Genomic DNA, 3,452 nt, shown 5'->3' with positions numbered 1-3,452 from the left:
CGCCAGGCCCCCGCCCCCGGCGGGGGCGGGGGCCTGGCGCCTCAGGTGCAGTGCACGACCGTCGGTGTCTCCTGTTGACTTGCGCTGAACGTACGCCCGTTCCGGCGTGTCGCGTACATCTAGCGCATGTGAACGAGCGGGGGAGGCGCGCCGGGCGGGGCCGAGGCGCCCGCAGCGCGGCCGAGGCGCCCCCGGTGCCGTGCACGACCGTCGGCGTCTCCCGTTGACTTGCGCTGAACGTACGCCCGTTCCGGTGTATCGCGTACATCCAGCGCAAGTGAACAAGCGGGGGGAGGCGCGCCTCAGGTGCACGACCGTCGGTGTCTCCCGTTGACTTGCGCTGAACGTACGCCCCTTCGGGCGCGTCGCGTACATCCAGCGCAAGTGAACAAGCGGGGGAGGCGCCGGGGTGGCAGGGCACCCGGAGCGGCGGGGCGCCCGGCGCGGCGCGATAGTCTGTCGGATGCCGCGGGCGCGGCGCGGCAGGAGGTTCACGTGATCGTCGGAATCGGCGTCGACCTCGTCGACATCCCGCGTTTCGAGCGCACGATCGAGCGCACACCGCGGCTCGTCGAACGGCTCTTCTCCGACGCGGAACGCCGGCTCAAGCCGCACTCGCTCGCCGCGCGGTACGCCGCGAAGGAGGCGCTCATCAAGGCGCTCGGCGGCTCGGACGGCGTGCACTGGACCGAGATCGAGGTCGCCTCCGAGGCATCCGGTCGCCCGGTCTTCTCGCTGTGCGGATCGACGGCCGCCGTCGTCGCCGCGCGGGGGATCACCGCGCTGCACCTCTCGCTGTCGCACGATGCCGGCCTCGCGACGGCATACGTCATCGCCGAAGCGGCGCCCGAATCCTCGGCCACACCGAACCAGGGGAATCGCGCGGAACCGGGCGACGTCACCGGTCTCGACGAGGATCCCCTGTCTCGGCGCTCGCCGAGCGCCGCCCCGACCACGGAGGGGGCCGCATGAGCCGTCTGCCCGCCGGCACCCTGCGCGAGGCGACGATCGACGTCGGCGCCATCGAGGACAACGTGCGGCACCTGCGCCGGCTCACCGGCTCGGAGGTCATCGCCGTCGTCAAGGCCGACGGCTACGGGCACGGCGCAGTGCGCTCGGCGCTCGCGGCGCTCGCCGGCGGCGCGACGCGGCTGGGCGTCGCCGACATCACCGAGGCTCTCGCGCTCCGCCGCGCCGGCATCGACGCGCCGATCGTCGCGTGGCTGCACGCTCCCGGCGCCGACTTCGCCGAGGCGGCCGCACGCGGCATCGAGCTCGGCATCTCGAGCCTCGACCAGCTGCAGAGAGCCGCGGCCGCAGCATCCGCCGACCGTCCTGTCGGAGTGCACCTCAAGCTCGAGACCGGGCTGTCGCGCAACGGCATCGCGCCCGAGGACTACCGCGTGGTGTTCGCCGAGGCCGCGCGGCTCGAGCGGATCGGCCGGGTGCGCGTCATCGCCCTGTTCAGCCACCTCTCCAATGCGTCTGTCGGGGACGACCGCGCGGCCCTGCGCGCGTTCGAGGAGGGCATCGGCATCGCGGCCTCGCTCGGACTCGCGCCGCCGCTGCGGCATCTCGCCGCGACGCACGCCGCGATCGACCTGCCCGAGTCGCGCCTCGGGTGCGTGCGGATCGGCATCGGGATCTACGGACTCTCGCCGTTCGCCGATCGGACGTCGGCCGACCTCGGCCTGCGCCCTGCGATGACCCTGCGCGGTGCGGTCGCCGCGGTGCGCCGCGTGCCCGCCGGCAAGGGCGTGTCGTACGGGTACGACTACCGCCCTGAGCGCGACACGACCCTTGCCCTGGTACCGCTCGGCTACGCCGACGGTGTGCCCCGGCAGGCGTCGGGGGCGGGTCCCGTCGTGATCGGCGGGCGCAGGTTCACCGTCGCCGGCCGGATCGCCATGGATCAGTTCGTCGTCGACGTCGGCGACGCACCCGTCGCCGTGGGGGACGAGGCCGTGCTCTTCGGCGATCCCACCCTGGGGGTGCCAGCCGCGACGGAATGGGCGGATGCCGCGGGCACGATCAACTACGAGATCGTCACGCGTGTCGGCCCTCGGGTCGCCCGGCGGCAGGTGTCGGAATGAGCGGGCTGCCTGTTCCGTTCTCAGAATGGATGCAGCGGCCTCGGCCCGGTGTCCGCGTATTTCCGCGGTCCGCGCGACGGGCCCTGAGCAGCGGTCCTGAGAACGGTACGGGGGAGGCGGGATGAGCGAGGGGATCGACGCACTCGTCGTCACGCGCATCGGCCCTCGGGTCGCCCGGCGGCAGGTCGCGGAATGAGCGGGCTGTCTGTTCCGTTCTCAGGATGGATGCAGCGGCCTCGGCCCGGCGCCCGCGTCTTTCCGCAGTCCGCGCAACGGGCCCAGAGCAGCGGTCCTGAGAACGGTACGGGGGAGGCGCGATGAACGAGGGGATCGACGCACTCGTCGGCACGCGTGAGATCACCTCGCCCGACGCCATGGAGGCGCTGGGTGAAGAAATGGGACGGATGCTGCGCCCCGGCGACATGGTGGTCCTCACCGGACCGCTCGGCGCAGGGAAGACCACGCTCACGCGGGGTATCGGCCGGGGACTGGACGTGCGCGGGCCCATCCAGAGCCCGACGTTCGTGCTCGCGCGCACGCACCCGTCCCTCGTCGGCGGCACGCCCCTCGTACACGTCGACGCCTACCGGCTGGGCTCGGCCGCCGAGCTCGACGACCTCGACATCGACTTCGACGGCTCCGTCGTCATCGTCGAGTGGGGGCGGGGCCTCGTCGACGGCATCCGCGACCACTGGTGGGAGGTGGAGCTCGACCGTGAATGGCACGGGCGCGGGCAGGACGACGCGTGCTACGGCGTCGCCCACGAGGCAGAGCTCGATGCCGACGCACCCCGCCTCGTGAAGATCTCGCGCCACGGCGCGCCGACTACCCTGGAAGGGTGATCCTCGGCATCGACACGTCGCTCGGCTCCGCAGTGGCGGTGGTCGAGCCCGACGGCGTCATCCGATCCGAGGCCGCCAGCCTCGATCCGCGCGGGCACGCCGAGGTCATCGGCACCCTGCTGGAGCGGGCGCTGGCCGAGGCATCCGTCACTCCTTCGGACATCACGCATGTCGCTGCGGGAATGGGACCGGGGCCGTTCACCGGGCTGCGCGTCGGCATCGCGGCGGCGCGGACGTTCGCCCTCGGCCGGCGCGTGCCCGTCATTCCCGTCGTGAGCCATGACGCCGTCGCGCTGGAGCTGCTCCTGCACAGCGCCCTCACGGCCGACTGGGGTTCGGCCGGCGGCTACGAGAACCCCGACGACGATACCTTCGCGGTCGTGACCGACGCGCGCCGGCGCGAGTTCGCGTACACGCTCTACCGCGGACTCGACGACGACGGACTCCCGATCCGCGTGGCCGAGCCGGCGCTCGTCCCCCGCGATGACCTCGATGCCGCGCTCGCCCAGGCCGGGGC

The 3,452-nt window shown here is 72.9% G+C and carries 3 protein-coding genes and 1 pseudogene; all 4 read left to right on the top strand.

The window, feature by feature from the left end; translation table 11 throughout:
- Positions 1-495: 495 nt before the first annotated feature.
- Positions 496-843 (top strand): annotated as a pseudogene (locus tag ACI3KX_RS21920) (holo-ACP synthase); the annotation flags it as partial.
- Between the two features lie 125 nt (positions 844-968).
- Positions 969-2,093 (top strand): alanine racemase, encoded by a 1,125-nt coding sequence (gene alr, locus ACI3KX_RS21915; RefSeq protein WP_404911073.1) that lies wholly within the window; start codon positions 969-971, stop codon positions 2,091-2,093.
- 317 nt (positions 2,094-2,410) lie between these two features.
- A complete protein-coding gene (tsaE, locus tag ACI3KX_RS21910) occupies positions 2,411-2,935 on the top strand; it encodes a tRNA (adenosine(37)-N6)-threonylcarbamoyltransferase complex ATPase subunit type 1 TsaE (RefSeq protein ID WP_404911072.1) in 525 nt (174 codons plus the stop codon).
- Positions 2,932-3,452: tRNA (adenosine(37)-N6)-threonylcarbamoyltransferase complex dimerization subunit type 1 TsaB (tsaB, locus tag ACI3KX_RS21905; RefSeq protein ID WP_404911071.1), on the top strand; the 521-nt coding region annotated here is incomplete at its 3' end. The genes tsaE and tsaB, both read left to right, overlap by 4 nt.

The organism is Microbacterium sp. ZW CA_36 (assembly GCF_044987475.1).
Classification (GTDB): Bacteria; Actinomycetota; Actinomycetes; order Actinomycetales; family Microbacteriaceae; genus Microbacterium.
Note: the sequence above shows the minus strand (reverse complement) of the source record. Positions and strands in the feature narration are given on the sequence as shown.

What these genes read in the sequence shown, in the direction of transcription:
- alr (WP_404911073.1), top strand. Translation starts at nt 969, where the DNA reads ATGAGCCGTCTGCCCGCCGGCACCCTGCGCGAGGCGACGATCGACGTC.
- tsaE (WP_404911072.1), top strand. Translation starts at nt 2,411, where the DNA reads ATGAACGAGGGGATCGACGCACTCGTCGGCACGCGTGAGATCACCTCG.